At 56.5% G+C, this 15602-nt stretch carries 13 protein-coding genes and 1 riboswitch; of the genes, 6 read left to right on the top strand and 7 right to left on the bottom strand.

The genetic code is table 11. The features are described from left to right. The first annotated feature begins 108 nt into the window (after positions 1-108). A riboswitch (purine riboswitch) is annotated at positions 109-209 on the top strand. Positions 210-351: 142 nt separating this feature from the next. The 5 genes from IEW11_RS03635 (at position 352) to IEW11_RS03615 (ending at position 7355) form a co-directional block, all read left to right on the top strand. After that, entirely contained in the window at positions 352-1794 is a 1443-nt protein-coding gene (locus IEW11_RS03635) for an NAD(P)/FAD-dependent oxidoreductase (protein ID WP_188529116.1), read from the top strand. An 80-nt stretch (positions 1795-1874) separates the two neighbouring features. After that, positions 1875-2708, top strand: a complete 834-nt coding sequence (locus tag IEW11_RS03630; RefSeq protein ID WP_188529114.1) for an MBL fold metallo-hydrolase — start codon at positions 1875-1877, stop codon at positions 2706-2708. Positions 2709-2766: 58 nt separating this feature from the next. Beyond that, complete coding sequence (locus tag IEW11_RS03625; RefSeq protein WP_188529112.1) at positions 2767-3420, top strand: ThuA domain-containing protein; 654 nt, start codon at positions 2767-2769, stop codon at positions 3418-3420. A gap of 72 nt (positions 3421-3492) precedes the next feature. Continuing rightward, entirely contained in the window at positions 3493-4545 is a 1053-nt protein-coding gene (locus IEW11_RS03620) for a diacylglycerol/lipid kinase family protein (RefSeq protein WP_308422693.1), read from the top strand. Between the two features lie 356 nt (positions 4546-4901). After that, positions 4902-7355, top strand: a complete 2454-nt coding sequence (locus IEW11_RS03615; protein ID WP_188529110.1) for a response regulator — start codon at positions 4902-4904, stop codon at positions 7353-7355. Between the two features lie 51 nt (positions 7356-7406). On the opposite strand, the gene bioC is transcribed toward IEW11_RS03615, so the two are convergent. The 6 genes from bioC to bioA all read right to left on the bottom strand — a co-directional run bounded on the left by bioC (position 7407) and on the right by bioA (position 13549). Continuing rightward, positions 7407-8243 carry a malonyl-ACP O-methyltransferase BioC gene (bioC, locus tag IEW11_RS03610; RefSeq protein ID WP_188529108.1) on the bottom strand — a complete coding sequence of 279 codons (837 nt, stop codon included), beginning with the start codon at positions 8241-8243 and terminating at the stop codon, positions 7407-7409. Then, complete coding sequence (locus IEW11_RS03605) at positions 8218-9000, bottom strand: alpha/beta fold hydrolase (RefSeq protein WP_188529107.1); 783 nt, start codon at positions 8998-9000, stop codon at positions 8218-8220. The genes bioC and IEW11_RS03605 overlap by 26 nt, the downstream gene beginning before the upstream one ends. Continuing rightward, entirely contained in the window at positions 8997-10253 is a 1257-nt protein-coding gene (gene bioF, locus IEW11_RS03600) for an 8-amino-7-oxononanoate synthase (protein WP_229724941.1), read from the bottom strand. The genes IEW11_RS03605 and bioF overlap by 4 nt, the downstream gene beginning before the upstream one ends. Positions 10254-10269: 16 nt before the next feature. Further along, positions 10270-11265: a biotin synthase BioB gene (gene bioB, locus IEW11_RS03595; protein ID WP_188529105.1), complete on the bottom strand. Its 996-nt coding sequence runs from the start codon at positions 11263-11265 to the stop codon at positions 10270-10272. Between the two features lie 66 nt (positions 11266-11331). After that, the gene (gene bioD / locus IEW11_RS03590; protein ID WP_188529104.1) at positions 11332-12105 is read right to left on the bottom strand and encodes a dethiobiotin synthase; all 774 of its coding nucleotides are present in this window, start codon (positions 12103-12105) and stop codon (positions 11332-11334) included. 34 nt (positions 12106-12139) lie between these two features. After that, a complete protein-coding gene (bioA, locus tag IEW11_RS03585; RefSeq protein ID WP_188529103.1) occupies positions 12140-13549 on the bottom strand; it encodes an adenosylmethionine--8-amino-7-oxononanoate transaminase in 1410 nt (469 codons plus the stop codon). Between the two features lie 249 nt (positions 13550-13798). On the opposite strand from bioA, the gene IEW11_RS03580 reads away from it, so the two are divergent. Next, positions 13799-14773, top strand: coding sequence for an aldo/keto reductase family protein (locus IEW11_RS03580; RefSeq protein ID WP_188529102.1), 975 nt, complete (start codon positions 13799-13801; stop codon positions 14771-14773). Positions 14774-14889: 116 nt separating this feature from the next. Here IEW11_RS03580 and IEW11_RS03575 read toward each other — a convergent pair whose 3' ends face one another. After that, on the bottom strand, positions 14890-15252 hold the full coding sequence (locus IEW11_RS03575) for a LapA family protein (RefSeq protein ID WP_188529101.1): 363 nt from the start codon (positions 15250-15252) through the stop codon (positions 14890-14892). Between the last annotated feature and the right edge of the window lie 350 nt (positions 15253-15602).

Here is a 15602-nt window from a genome sequence, read left to right as displayed (position 1 = left end):
GTTTATACGAAATAATTTGCTGTGTTTTCGTTACAAAGACGAACAATTATAGTTTTTCCATTGACAATGTAATGAAATTGGCATAGTATTTTTAATGGAATAACAATTCATTTCGATCATTTGCCTATTCGTATATCCTTGGCGATAAGGGTCAAGGGTTTCTACTAAGGAACCGATAATTCCTGGCTACGAGAGGTGCGGGTTTGCCGCATCTTCGCACAGCCGGGGATTTTTTTTGCATAACATTCACCGCGAATGAATCTCCCGCCCCAAAGACGGCGTCAGCCGTTTCTGCTTGTGCGTAATGTGCGTGCCTGACTCGAACATTACATTTTGGAGGGACAACCAAAAATGAGTTCACGTTATGATGTCATTATTGTCGGAGCCGGTCCTGCAGGGATTTTCAGCGCATATGAATTAAGCAGGATGGCGCCTCATCTTAAGGTGCTGCTGGTAGATAAAGGACATGATATCCGCAGCCGCAGATGCCCCATTTTGGAAGAGAAAATCAAGCTTTGCCCGCCTCCCGCAGGCAAGAAAGACTTCGCGGGCTGCCTTCCCGCCTGCTCGATCACGAGCGGCTTCGGAGGCGCTGGGGCATACAGCGACGGGAAATTCAATATTACGACCGAGTTCGGCGGATGGCTGACGGATTATTTGCAGCCTTCGCAGGTGCTTGAACTGATCCGGTACGTGGACGACATCAACCTGCAGCACGGTGCCACGGACACGATCACAGATCCAACGACGCAAGCGGTTCGGAAGATTGAGAAAAATGCTTACGCAGCCGGGTTGAAGCTGCTTCGCGCACAGGTTCGTCATTTGGGGACGGAGCAGAACCTGGAAATTTTGAAATCGATTAACGACGAGCTTAGCACGCGTATCGATATGATGTATAAAACCGAGGTTGCGGATCTGCTGACGGTAAAAACGGACGGAGGCCACCGCGTCCAAGGCATCGAATTGAAAAACGGCGACCGGATCGAAGCCGGTCACGTGATCGTTGCGCCGGGCCGCGACGGTTCTGCTTGGCTATCCGATATTTTGCGCAAACGCCGCTTAAAAATGTACAATAACCAAGTTGACGTCGGGGTGCGCGTGGAAACATCCGATGTCGTCATGCGTGAAATTAACGAGCATCTGTATGAAGGCAAGTTTATCTATAACACTTCTGTCGGTACGCGCGTGCGGACCTTCTGCAGCAATCCGTCCGGACATGTGGTCGTTGAAAATCACAGCGGCGTTATGGCGGCGAACGGCCATGCGTACAAGGATCCGGCGCTCGGCTCGACGAACACGAACTTTGCGCTGCTTGTCTCGCACCGCTTTACCGAGCCGTTCGACAAGCCGAACGAGTATGCCCGCGAGGTATGCAGAAGGGCCAATGACCTTTCAAACGGCGGCGTTATCGTGCAGAAGTACGGCGATATTCTGCGCGGCCGGCGTTCCACGGACGCCCGGATCCGCGAGGGTTTTCTGGAACCGACGCTCAAGGAGGCGGTTCCGGGCGATCTGGGGCTGGTGCTGCCGTACAACACGATGAAAAGCCTGATCGAAATGGTGGAGGCGCTCGATCAGGTCACGCCGGGCATCGCTTCGGAGCACACGCTGTTCTACGGCGTGGAGGCCAAGTTCTACTCGGCCCGTCCAAAGCTGACCGAGCGTCTGGAAACAGAGATCGAAGGCTTGTACTGCGGCGGGGACGGCGCAGGGGTGACACGCGGCCTGGCACAGGCCGGAGCGGCCGGCGTCTGGATGGCCCGCGGCATTATGGAGCGAATCGGAATGAAGTAAGCTTGACTGGAATCACAGCAGGCAGAATGCGAGAAGCTCACCAGGCAGGAAGCAATCACCAGGGAAGAAGGGATCAATGGATGAAGCGATATCATTATCCTGGCGTTGAAGTATTTCAAAGCGCACTATTTCAGACGAATGCGACTATCGTGGAAACCGATGATCTTCTGCTCCTTGTGGATCCCACGTGGCTGCCGCATGAGATCACGGAAATAAAAGAATATGTCAAAGCGGCAAGAGGACAGCGTCAGCTGTACCTCTTGTTTACACATAGCGACTTTGACCATCTGATCGGGTACAGCGCTTTTCAGGATGCGGTTACGATCGGCAGCAGAGCGCTCGCCGAAGAGACGGACAAGCAGAGGAAGCTGGACCAGATTCATGCTTTCGATGCTGAGTATTACATTGAACGAGATGTACCAGTGGCTTACCCGGCAATTGACCATGTGATCGAGCGCGACGGACAGATATTGACGATTGGGCAGACGAAGCTCACTTTTTATCTGGCACCTGGGCACACCGCATGCGGTGTGTTCACCTTGGTCGAGCCGACGGGCGTCTGGCTGGCCGGAGATTACTTGTCTGATTTTGAGCTGCCGCTTATCGAGCACAGCGCCGCGGCGTATGAAGAGACGCTGGGCAAAGCGCAGCGGATGATAAGCCTTCATCAGGTGGGAAGCCTTGTGCCGGGGCACGGCGCGCCAACCGGTGATACGGAAGAAATGGAGCGGCGGATCGCGATGGCATCGGAGCATCTGCAGCAGCTGCGGCAGGCGGTGCGAGACGGAGACGAACAGGCGTTGGTGCGCCTTGAGGCGCAGCATGCGTTCCCGTCCGCTTTTACAAGGGAAGGCCATTTGGGCAATATTCGGATGATCCGCGAGGAAGAGCAGGGATTGGAAAGCCAAGAGTAGAATACACAATATATGCTAATCCTGCGCAGGATTGTAATATTCGAAGGAGGCGATCGAAATGGCAACGACAGGCAAGCCGGCAGCGCTGCTGCTTGGAGATATGGAGCTGGCGCCGTACCACCCGCTTGAGGCGGTGCAGGACGAGATCCGCGGGGTAGTGGAGGCGGAGGGCTATACCCTGCAGATCTCGACGGATTATGATCAGTTACGCGCGGATTCGATTCAAGCGTACGACCTGATTCTCTCTTATACCGATTGCTGGAATGAACACCCGCCTGTAACGCGGGAGCAGGCAGCCGGTCTGCTGGCTTATGTGAGCGGGGGCGGATCGCTGCTCGTGCTGCATACGGGCATTTCCTTGCAGAGCCGCCATGAAATGAGCGCTTTATTCGGAGCGAAGTTTACCGGACATCCGCCGTTCCGCGAGCTTTCATTCCGCGTGGAGGATCAAGACCATCCGATCATGCAGGGGATTGATCCCTTCAGCCTCGCTGATGAGCCGTACGAGTTCGATTTCAGCCCGTTCGTCGATACGCAGGTGCTGTTAAGCTACGAGGATGGAGAGAAGCGCCGGCCAGCAGCCTGGGCGCATGAATTCGGGCTTGGGCATGTCGTGTACCTGATGCCGGGACACCAGAAGGAAGCCTTTCAGCATCCGATGGTTCGCAAGCTTATCGCCAATGCGGTGAAGGTTCTCAGCAGCGGCGAATAGAATAAACCAGCAAGCGCAAAAGGGACTTCCGGCGGGTCATGCTCCATGACTGAGGGAAGGCCCTTTTTTTCGTTGCTGCGTGCGGATGAGATGCGGGCAAGGGAGTTCCAAGGCAGGGGGACGGCGCCGCATATCCGGCGGCGCGGAGATATTTGCTTGGGACAAGCGGTCAGACTTTGGGTATTGGAGTATAACGGACGGATAATTACCGATGGGAGATGGGATCCGATGTATAAAAATGCGCTATTAATCTATAACGGCAATGCCGGCCAGGCGGAAATGGGTCAGCAGCTTGCCGTCCTTACGGAAATATTGGCGCCTGCCGTGGAAGAGCTGACCTTGCTGCAGACCAAAGAACAGGGGGATGCGGAGCGCTATTGCAGGGAGCGCGGGGAGTCTTACGAGCTGCTGCTCGTGCTGGGCGGAGACGGCACGGTCCATGAGTGTGTCAACGGGCTTGCGGATCTGGAGCGGCCGCCGCTGGTCGGCATATTGCCGGGCGGTACCTGCAATGATTTCTCCCGCGCCCTGCATATCCCGCAGCAGCTCGATGAAGCGGCGCGGGTTCTGCTGGGCAACAAGCGGCAGCAGGTCGATATCGGGGCGGCAAACGGCAGGTATTTCAGCAATTTCTTCGGCATCGGGCTGATCACTGACACCTCGGAAAATATCAATTCGGAGCTGAAGGGGAAATTCGGCAAGCTCAGTTATTTCCTGAGCACGCTGCAAAAGGTGCGTCAGGCGGAATCATTCGCGTTCAAGCTGGAGAGCGGCCAGGGTGAGCTTGAAGGGGAGGCGGTCATGATTCTGGTTGCCAACGGACGGTTCCTGGGCACCAACGCCCTGCCGGGCACGGATAAATCGCTAGCGGACGGTCTGCTGGATGTCTATATTATTTATGAGGCCGGCCTGCCGCTGCTGATCGAGCTTCTCACCCACAAGGCATCCCATGAATGGGATCCGCAAAACAGCGCGATCGGCTATCTGCAAACCTCAACGCTCAGCATCAACACGGCACAGCCGATGCGTGCGGATACCGACGGGGAGATCTATATGGAAACGCCTGCGGCGATCTCCGTCGTCCCGCGCAAATTAACCTTTCTCGCAGGGGAAGCAAAACTTTAATAAATTTGAGAATACCTGTTTCAGCGATATGGAATCGGGGTAATATCCGATGAATTCTTAATAACGGGCAATAACACACATTATCATGAATCTGCTGCCGCCGATCGTGAGGATGCATGATTGTTGGCCAGGAAATCGGCGGATCGGCGCGGCGAACGCAAGAAAATGCCCGGCGACCCCGTCCGATTAAGAGAAAGCGGCTGTTTACAGCTGCTATTTTTTTGAGCTTGCACTAAGACTTCGGAACTAGGCGGACATTGTTTTCTACTATTGCCGGGGTAAGCCTGAGTAATATTTAGGTCACATGCATTAATGGATAAGCGCAAGCACTGTGGAAGAAGGGATGGCGTGCGGGTATGAGTCACGAAGACAAATTATACAGCGGCTTGGAGGAAGCGGCGGAGCATATCATGAAAATGATAAGCGAACTCATTCATGTGAATACTTTTTTCGTTGCCAGTAACGATCGTGTATCCAATACGATCCTGAAGGTGTTCAACCGTCATGAGAATCTTGTTGAGGAAGGGGTTGTCCTGCCTTACGAGCAAACCTACTGCAGCCTTGTTATTGAAGGCACGACCGAGCCGCTTGTGATTGAAGACACCACGTCGCATCCGCTGACGAGTGAACTGGGTGTGACGAAGGCGCTGGGGAAATGTTCCTTTATCGGCGTTCCGATCTGGCATAAGAACGGCAATGTGTTCGGCACAATCTGTGCGATGGACCGGAAGCCTTACAATTATTCCGATCGCGACATTGCGCTTCTTAATTCGATGGCGACATTCCTTTCCTATGTCATTGAACTGGAGACGACAGTCGTGGATTTGCAAAGAGCGAAGACGGAAACGCTGGAAGCAAAGGAAGCGGCGGAGCGGGCGACCCAGGCCAAGGCTGATTTTCTGGCGATCATGAGCCACGAAATCCGGACGCCGATGAACGGCATTATGGGGATGACCGGCCTGCTGCATGAAACCGAGCTGACGGATGAGCAGCGGGAGTACACCGAGATCATCCGCAGCAGCAATGAATCGCTGCTTGCGATTCTGAATGATATTCTGGACTTCTCCAAAATCGAATCGGGCCACATGATGCTGGAGCATCAGCCCTTTGAATTAAAGCCATGCGTGGAAGATATACTCGACTTATTCTCCTCCCGGACCGTGGGCAAGGATATCGAGCTTGTCTCGTGTGTGGACCCGGAAATTCCGCAATTCGTGGTAGGCGATGTGACGCGGGTCCGCCAGGTGCTCGTCAACCTGATCGGAAATGCCATTAAATTCACGGAGAAGGGCGAAATCTTTGTTTCGGTGAGCAAACAGTCCACAGACGGACAGGATTTTGAGCTGTATTTTCAGGTGAAGGATACGGGAATCGGCATCCCAAAAGACAAGCATCACCGCCTTTTCCAATCGTTTTCGCAGGCGCATGATGTCACGGCATCCCGCAAGTATGGAGGCACCGGCCTTGGGCTGGCCATTTGCAAGCAGCTCGTTGAACTGATGGGCGGCCAAATCTGGGTGGAAAGCGACGAGGGAGAGGGAGCGACATTTCACTTCACCATCAGGGCCAAGAGAGCGGAGCTTTTCTCCGAGAACAAAAATAATGCGGCGCGGCTGCGCCAGAAGCGCGTTCTCATCGTGGACGACAACAGCACGAACCTGCGCATTTTGAAGAAGTCGGCGGAACGGTGGGGGATGTACGTCAAAGCCACCGTCTCCGCAAGTGAAGCTTTGAGCTGGATCGAGCAGGGCGAAATCTTCGATCTGGCGATTATCGATATGCTCATGGCGGAGATGGACGGGAACCAGCTTGGCGGCAAGATCCGCAAGCATCGTACGATTGAAAGCCTGCCGATGATTATGCTCACTTCAGTGGGAAGCAATCCGTCCAGGGTGGATTTGGAGTCGGTGTTTTCCGCCGTAGTCAGCAAGCCCGTCAGGGATGACCATCTGCTGGAAGTGATGCTGTCGAGCCTGTTTGATCGCCAGGCCAAGCCATCCCGCAATAAACCGACGGTTCTTCTTGATGCCAATATGGGTGCGAAGCTGCCTCTGCGGATTTTGGTGGCGGAAGACAACGCCATTAATCAGAAGCTGTTTCTGCGGATTCTGGAGAAAATGGGATATACCGCCGATGTGGCCGCCAACGGCCTGGAGGCGCTGCAATCGGTGACCCGGCTGCATTACGATCTGGTGTTCATGGATGTGCAAATGCCGGTCATGGACGGATTGGATGCGGCGAGGAATATAACGAACAGCTTGGGGGATACCAAACGGCCGGTCATTATTGCGGTCACCGCGAATGCGCGCCAGGAAGACCGGGAGCAGTGTCTGGCAGCAGGGATGCACGATTATATCAGCAAACCGCTGCGGATCGAGGAAGTGCAGCGGCTGCTGGAGCATTGGGCCAAAGAAATTCGTCTGCCAAAGAAGCCGGAGCATCAAGAGGAGAACCGGCCGGACGTAATTGTGGATTATTCCATCATTGAGGAAATTCGCAGCCTGGACGATACCTCCGCCTTCTTTGAGGAGCTGTACCGGATGTTTGATCATGAGGGGGCCGCATATATTGAGCAAATCAATGAGCTGTGGCGCCAAAAGGATATGGCTCGTCTTCATGAGACGATTCATCTGCTCAAAGGCGTGAGCCTCAATATAGGCGCGGCCGAGCTGGCGAACATGTGCAGCCGGCTTGAGGCGGAAATCAAGCATGCCGAACAGATCGAAATACTGATCTCCAGCCTGCGTGAAGTGTTTGAGCACACGCGAATTCAGCTGGGCAAAGTACAGACGCTGACGAAGAATGAATGATTTAAGGCGCCTTTCCCACTGCGGGAAGGCGCCTTTGTTTGTGCCGGATATTCAGCTCGGACGTTCAGCTTGGACGTAGATGAGCTCATAGGTCGCGGGGATGCCGGCCGCGCATGCGTAATGCCTCTCGTAACAGGCGGTCATTTCCGCCATAAGACTTCGCATCCCAAGCCCTTGGGCGGGAGAGGCCTGCGAGGCGTTCGCGCCGATGGATTTCACGGACTGCAAAAACGTGCGCACGGCAGGAAAATACTGCGCAGCTGTTTTGTGACGAAGGACGTGCACGCGCCACCCGGCTGACTCCAGCATGTCCGTCCACTGCTGCAAGGAACGGAAGGATAATCCATGCCGCTGCGGCTGTTTGCCCAATGCAAGATAAGCCTTGAGAAAGGCGCTGTGCAGCTCTTGGAACGTATCCGGGCCGAAGGTCGAGAACAGCAGGCGGCCGCCGGGTCTGGTTACCCTCAGCAGCTGCCGCAGTGTCTGTTCCGGCCGTTCCAGCCACTGAAAGCAGGCGCCGGAAACGATCAGGTCGAACCGGCGGTCCGCGGAAGCGGCCGCCCACTGTTCGATATCGGCCTCGATGAAGGTGCAGCGGGAAGCATCGCCGTTCAGACGCCGGCTCGCCAGCTGAAGCATCGACGGCGAAAGATCGACGGCGGACACATAGGCGCTCGGCAGCAGCTGAAGCAGCCGTTCCGTCAGACGTCCGGTTCCGCAGCCAATCTCCAGTACCGATACAGGCCCGGAAGCGGTCATGGCGTGACGGGCGAGTTGAAGCGGCCGCAGCAGCTCGGCTGTCATCTCCTGCTGGACAACGGCATGGGCATCATAGGTTTCCGCTTTACGGTCAAACCGCTGCTTAACCAAGTTTTTGCTTACAGGCATCTATCATTCTCCTTGCTGCGGCGGCGAGCTCGTTCTCCCGGCCAAGGAAAGGGACATGCCCCGCGCCGTAGACCGCGACTAGCTCCGAGCCGGGTATCATTGCGTGTAATTCTTCAGCAGCGCCCCAGGGAATCACCCGGTCGGCTGTGCCGTGCATAATGAGGATGGGGCATGCGGTATGCGCCAGCCGGCCGCGCATATCCTCCTCGCGCAGGTAGTGAAGTCCGGCAAGCAGCGCTTCGATGGACCATCCGCCGTCTGCGGGAAAACCTGCGGCGGCTATACAGCCGCGCTCCTCATCCGTGAAGAGCAGCCGATGGAACTGCTGCAGCACCTGTGTCCGGCCGCCGCTGCGCTCAAGCGCGGCGATCATCTGCCTGATATGGCGGTCGGACCAGCCGAGCGCCGCGTCCTCGCGTCCGCGCGCAAAGCGCCCCGTGGTGCCGAGCAGCAGGGCGGCATCGGCATGTCCGGAGGCGGCCAGCCGCTGCGCCACGAGACCGCCAAGCGACCAGCCTGCTGCGATGAGCGTCCGGCTGCGGGGCCACCCGGGATCGGGGGGAGCGGGCATAGCGGCCGCGGCAAGCGAGCGCGCGCGTTGGACGAACTCCCCGGGAGCCCGGACATCATCGTAGCGCACCGCCAAATGATCATATTCCTGCAGCTCTTTCCGCAGCCCGTTCCATACGGTATCCGGCATACTCCAGCCTCCAATCCACAATATGGTGGCTTTGCTTCCGTATGCAGCGCTGTTCATTGGATAACCCCCAGTTCCCGGCCGTTCCGGATGATCTGACGGCATGCTTCATCGAGCTGCGCTTCCGTATGCAGGGCAGTCAGCGAGAGCCGGAGCCGCGCCGATCCGGCGGGAACGGTCGGCGGGCGGATCGTTCCGGCGAGAATTCCCGCCTCCTCCAGGCGCGCGCCGAAAGCGAGCGCGGTCGCATTGGAGCCGGCGATCACCGGTAGGATCGGGGAATCCCCTTCGCCGACATCAAGGCCGGCTGCCCGGAGCCGGCTGCGCAAGCTGCGGGCGGCTTCGAGCACGCGTGTGCGCCGCCAGCCTTCAGTGCGGACAATATTCAGCGCCTCTTGGATTCCGGCGATAACCGCAGGCGGCAATCCGGTGGAATAAATCAGCGTCCGGGATTTATTGGTCAAATAACGGATTAGCGTGCTGCTGCCGCAGACATAAGCGCCGTAGACGCCGAATGCTTTGCTGAAGGTACCCATCAGGACATCGACCTGCCGGTGAATGCCCAGCGCATGGCATAATCCTTCGCCTTGTCGGCCATAGATCCCGCCGGAATGCGCCTCGTCCACCATAAGCATCGCGCCGAACTCGTCCCGCAGCCGCAGCAGCTCACGAAGCGGGGCGGTATCTCCGTCCATGGAAAACACGGCATCGGTAATGATCAGCTTTCTGCGGGCGTCTTGATGCCGCTCCAGCAGCTGCCGCAGATGACCGGTGTCGTTATGGCGGTAGCGGTAATGCCCGGCCCGGCTCAGCACAATCCCATCGACGATGCTGGCGTGATTCAGACGGTCGCTGAATACAGCGTCGCCGCGTCCGACGAGGGCGGCGATGGTCCCGGTATTGGCCATGTAGCCGCTGGCATATACGAGCGCCGCCTCCCGCTCCTTCCAGGCGGCAATGTCCTGCTCCAACCGGGTGTAGGCGGCGTAATTGCCGGTGATCAGGCGGGATGCGCCCGCCCCTGCCGCAGGAGAGGGGCGGGCGCCGCGCAGGGCCTGAATCATTGCTTGATGGATGCGCTTGTCACCGGCCAGGCCCAAGTAATTGTTGGAAGCCAGATTCATTAGCAGCTTGCCGTCCCTTCTGGTGTACGCGCCGGCGGTTTCGACTTCATCCGCGCGGGCGGTTTCCGACTGGCGCAGCTTGCGCTCCTGCACTCGCCGGGCCAAGTCCGCCAGCTCCTCCTCCATCCAGGCCAGAGGGTTGCATGCAGGCATTTGCCGTCCCGGTGTTTCGGGGTGATTTCCGTTCATTGAGAATCACCGCCTTTTACAAAGCGTTGAGCTCAATCTCGAATCCGAGATCCTCGATCATTTGGTAGTCGGCATTCATCTCTTGTCCCGGCGTCGTCAGGTAATCGCCTACGAATACGGAGTTGGCGGCATACAGGGCGAGCGGCTGCAGTGTCCGCAGATTCACTTCTCGTCCGCCGGCGACGCGGATTTCCTTCTCCGGGCAGAGGAAGCGAAACAGCGCCAGCACTTTCAGGGCGAACAGCGCCGGCGTGCGTCCCGCATTCTCCAGCGGTGTGCCGGGAATGGCGTTGAGAAAGTTGACGGGAATCGAGTCGGCATCCAGCTCCCGCAGCGCGAGGCCGATTTCGACAATCTCCCGGCGGCTTTCGCCCATGCCGATAATGACGCCGGAGCAGGGGGACATCCCGGACTGCTTGACGGATTGGACGGTTTCCACCCTTTGATCATAGGTATGGGTCGTTGTAATGGCCGGATAATTGGTACGGCTCGTATTGAGATTGTGATTGTAGCGGTGAACGCCGGCCTCGGCCAGCCGTTCTGCCTGGTCGCCTTTCAGGATGCCGAGGCAGGCGCAGATTTTGAGCGGCATGGTCTCCCGGATTTCCCGGACCGCTTCGATCACCTGCTCCAGCTCCTTTTCCGTCGGGCCTTTGCCGGCGGCAACGATGCAGTAGGTGCCGGCCTTGCGCGCCAACGCTTCACGGGCGCCGTCCAGCAGGGTGTCTTTGTCGAGCAGCGTGTACTTTTTGACAGGGGCCGTCGAGACGATGGATTGCGAGCAGTAGCCGCAGTCCTCCGGGCAGAGCCCGCTTTTGGCATTGATGATCATGTTCAGTTTGACCTTCTTGCCGTAATAGTGTTTGCGTACCTGAAACGCCGCGTGCAGGATCGGAAGCGTCTCGTCGTCCGGGGCATCCAGTATCGAGAGCCCTTCTTCAAGCGTGAGGCAGTCGCCGCTCAGCGCTTTGCGCGCCAGCTCGTTCCAATTCGTTGTGATTGTGGTCGTCATCTTTTTATCCTCCTGGTATAGGTATGGTTGACATGGCGTTTATTAGACAGGCGCTGCCCATAAGCTTTAATCGCGTTGGTGCCGCAGCGCGGCGCGAATCGAAGCGAGGTCAATATGCCGCGCGGCTTCATGCAGCAGCTGATTGCCGTCAGGTCTGCCCGCCAGATAAGGAAAGCGGCCGAGTACCGGAATATTCCCATAGCGGGCAATCAGCTCGCCGTTAACCGGCCGGCTGGGGTCGAGCCCGGGGGAGGTGGGTATGACGTCGTTCAGCACAACGCCGACCACGGGGATCCGCCGCTGCCGCAGCATGGCCAGCGTCAGCAGCGTATGGTTCACCGTGCCGAGTCCGGGTCTTGCCACGATCAGGACAGGCATCCCCAGCTCGTTGATCATGTCGACGACGAGCTCCTGCGCGGTGAGCGGCGCGGCGAGTCCGCCCGCGCCTTCCACAAGCAGCGCGTCGTGCCGCTCCATGAGCGGCCGACCGCCGGCGATGAGCCGCTCGAGCGTCAGCTCGACCCCTGCTTCGCGCGCAGCGAGGCAGGGGGCCAGCGGCGCCTCGAACGAGAACGGCGCTATCCGCTCCGGGGGATCATCGACCCCGGACCAGCGCTGGAGCCGGTGCGCATCGCTATCGGCGCTGCCGTGCGGCGCCCCCGACTGCACCGGCTTCCACAGGCCGACGTCGAGCCCGTCCTGCCGAAGCGCCGCGGCGATAGCCGCAGTAACAAATGTCTTGCCGACCTCAGTATCGGTACCGGTAACGAACAGGCCGCGCCACCCGCGGGAGCTGTGATGTTCGTGTGTGCCGGCAGCGGCCTTACGGAGATCACTCATCCCAGACCACCGTTCCTCTTAGCAAATGTCGATTCTAACATGCCCCCGCATCCCCCTCTTCGCCAGTCAAATCGCAGATCGCTTCGGACAGGATATCCACCATTGCGGACAGCTCTTCATCCGTGCTGACAAGGGGCGGCATAAATACGATGACGTTGCCCAGCGGCCTCGTCAGCATGCCCAGCTCCCGCGCCCTCCGGCAGACGTGCACGCCGATGCGGCGCTCCCAGGCATACGGCGTCTTGTCCGCTTGATCCGTGACCAGCTCGATGCCGATCATCAGCCCCTGCTGGCGGACATCTCCCACATGGGGGAGCTTGGTGAGCCGTGCCAGCTGGGGCTTCAAGGCATCGGCTTTGCGGCGAACCTCTGCCACGAGATTCTTTTCCTCAAATAATCGCAGGTTTTCCAGCGCAACGGCGCATGCCAGCGGATTGCCTGTGTACGAGTGACCGTGAAAGAATGTCTTCCGCTCTTCAAAATCCGCGTAGAACGCCGCATAAATCTCATCGGTAGCCAGTGTCGCTGCTAGCGGCAGGTAACCGCCGGTCAGCCCTTTTCCAACCACCATCAGATCAGGGGAGACGCCCTCGAGATCGCAGGCGAACATCGCGCCGGTGCGGGCGAAGCCGGTTGCCACTTCATCGGCGATGAGCAGCACGCCGTATCGCTCCGTCAGGCGGGCGATTTCGCGCAGGCAGCCCTGCGGCATCACGACAATGCCGCTTGCTCCCTGAACGACCGGCTCGACAATCAACGCGGCAATCTCATCGGCACGCTGCTGCAGCAATTGCTCCAAAGCGGTGAGCGTCGCCTCCATTGCTCCAGCTTCGGCATCTGAGTTCGGTCCGTCATACCGGTACGGATGGGGATAAGGTACGGTATAAGAAGGGAACAGCAGCGGCTTATAGACTTCATGATACAGCGGGATCGCTCCGACGCTGACGGCGCCGATGGTATCGCCATGGTAAGCCTCTTTCATCGTCACGAATGCTTGTTTGCTTGTGTGCCCAAGGTTGTGCCAATACTGAAATGCCATCTTCAGCGCAATCTCTACCCCGGTCGCTCCGGCATCCGAGTAGAATACCCGATTCAAACCGGCTGGAGCGATCGATGCCAGCTTTGCAGCCAGTTCGATTGCCGGAACATTAGACATGCCGAGCAGCGTTGCATGGGCGACCTGCCCGAGCTGGTTCACAACGGCTTCGTTCAGCTCGGGCACATTGTGCCCATGCACATTTAACCAGACGGAGGAGAAGCCGTCGTAATACTCCCGTCCTTGTATATCGATCAGTTTGATGCCTTGTCCACGTGCGACTATCAGCGGATCGTCGGCATCATAATCCTTCATTTGTGTAAAAGGATGCCAGACATGACGTTTGTCCAGCATCGATAATTCATCATAACTGCGTGTCTGAACGCTTTGTCCTGCAGAAGAGGTCATTAGCACACCTTCCGATATATGTATTGTTAACCTTAAATAATATTGAAGGTTAACAATTAAGACTTTAACAAATTGGCTCGCAGCTGTAAAGGGAAAGGTTGCTATAAAAGGTTTCTATAAAAGGTTGCTATATTCGATTATACTAACTATGCCCGAATTCCTTATCTATCCCTAAGATCACTTCTTCTCAATGAATTTTTGTTAGGTTATGATAGGGGGAAGTTGAAGACAATAGGAGGGAAATGGCAAATGAACTACCGTCGTTTGGGGCAAAGCGGCCTGAAGGTGAGTGAGATCAGCCTCGGAAGCTGGTTAACCTATGGAACCGCCACGGAGAAAGAAACCGCGCTGGCTTGTGTGGACAAAGCTTATGAGCTGGGCATTAATTTTTTCGATACGTCGAATGCTTATAATCGGGGAGAGGCCGAGATCGTACTTGGTGAGGCGCTCAGCCGATATTCGCGGGACAGCTATGTGGTTGCCACCAAAGCCTTCTTTCCGATGGGAACGGGGCCTAATGATAAGGGATTGTCGCGCAAGCACCTGATCGAGCAATGTGATGCAAGCCTGAAGAGGCTGGGTGTGGATTATATCGATCTGTACCAATGTCACCGTTTCGATCCGGAATCGCCGGTGGAAGAGACGCTGCGGGCGCTTGACGATCTGACGGCGCAGGGCAAAATTTTGTACGCTGGCGTTAGTGAATGGACCGCTGCCCAAATCGCCGATGCAGTGCGTATCGGCGAACGTCTGCGCCTGCGCCCGCTTATCTCGAATCAGCCGATCTATAATATGTTCGAGCGGTATATCGAAAAAGAAGTAATACCGGTAAGCAGCCGGAACGGGATCGGCCAGATCGTATTTTCCCCGCTTGCGCAGGGCGTCCTTACCGGCAAGTACAAGCCGGGTGCCGCAGTTCCTGAAGGAAGCCGCGCCGCGAACAGCTCGACGAACCAAATCATCAACAGCTATATTCGCGAGGAAGTGCTGTTATGTGTGCAAAAGCTCGAACAGCTTGCTTCGGAGCATGGCATCAAGCTGTCCCAGATGGCACTGGCCTGGGTGCTGCGCCGGCCGGGGGTCAGCTCTGCGATTATCGGGGCAAGCCGCCCGTCGCAAATCGAAGAAAACGTACAAGCCTCAGCAATCACCCTGACGGAGGATACATTGGCAGCGATCGATGCTATCCTCGAAGATGTAAATGGCTTCCGCCCGGTGAGATAAACTTGCCGATAAAATAAAACCTAAAAAAGGCAAAACATCAAAAAAGAGACGCTCCTCCACCTCATTAGAATCATGAGGCAGGGACGTCTCTTTGTCATGAATAGGATTGAAGCAGGCTAGCTGGAGCGATCGGTTGGTGCAGAAGGATCGGTCGCTGTGGATTCTTTCGGTACTGTTTCCTGCGACGCATCACCGGCAGCATTGGTATATGCGGCTGGAGCGTCTGCAGCCATCGTATAGGCGGCCAGTTGTTTTTCCAGCTGGCGAACTTGCCGCTGCAGCTTGTACTGCCTCAGGATGCCAAACAGAAATACCGTTAATCCTCCCAGCAGCGTGGACGCCAGAATGACGAGGATGAGAGGCGTTTGGGTCTGTGTGAATAAGAAATTAACCTCTACCGATTCTACATTAATGACAGCGAAGATGGCTGTAATCAGAGCAAACAACAAGGCGGATATAATCATCCATTGGGTTTTCATACGGATCCCTCTTTTCTGTTTGAATATGATCTTATCCATCTTGATTTTTCAACTCCTGGTAGCATTATACAACGATCTGAGGATAAAGTCATGATTGAAAGCGCCGCGGCACAACAATTTTCGGCATAATACAACGCCGTCCTGCTGCGTAGATCGGGAATGTCGGTAAGCGAAACAGGGCAATGGGATAAACATGCGGATGCCGGATGGCGAATATATATCGGGACTAAAGGACTATTTATATGACGAAAAATGTCGATAAATAGTAATTAAAGCTTATTGAACGTTGAATTGCCGCTCGTTACCATGGGTAATACTACTGTACATGCATTTATTTAGTTCAACTACAT

It is taken from the genome of Paenibacillus abyssi, from assembly GCF_014640295.1.
In the GTDB taxonomy this organism is placed as follows: domain Bacteria; phylum Bacillota; class Bacilli; order Paenibacillales; family Paenibacillaceae; genus Paenibacillus_D; species Paenibacillus_D abyssi.
Note: the sequence above shows the minus strand (reverse complement) of the source record. Positions and strands in the feature narration are given on the sequence as shown.